Genomic DNA, 233 nt, shown 5'->3' on the forward strand with positions numbered 1-233 from the left:
GTGTTTAATCAGTTTGATATTGATGCGGTTATCCACTTTGCAGGTCTAAAGGTGGTGGGTGAGTCAATTAGTGAACCTTTACGTTATTACCAAAATAATGTGGAAGGCTCGCTTAATTTATTTGATGTAATGGCAGCCAATGGCTGCAAAAAGCTCGTATTTAGCTCATCCGCTAATGTTTATGGAGACCCTGACAGTTTTCCTATTAAAGAAGATTTCCCGTTGTCTACGTT

Annotated in this window: 1 protein-coding gene; it reads left to right on the forward strand. The window is 39.1% G+C overall.

What is annotated here, in order from left to right:
• Positions 1 to 233 (forward strand): NAD-dependent epimerase/dehydratase family protein (locus Q4528_RS16325; protein WP_303522835.1); only part of this gene is annotated, 233 nt, incomplete at both ends.

The organism is Staphylococcus pasteuri (assembly GCF_030547725.1).
Lineage (GTDB): Bacteria > Bacillota > Bacilli > Staphylococcales > Staphylococcaceae > Staphylococcus > Staphylococcus pasteuri.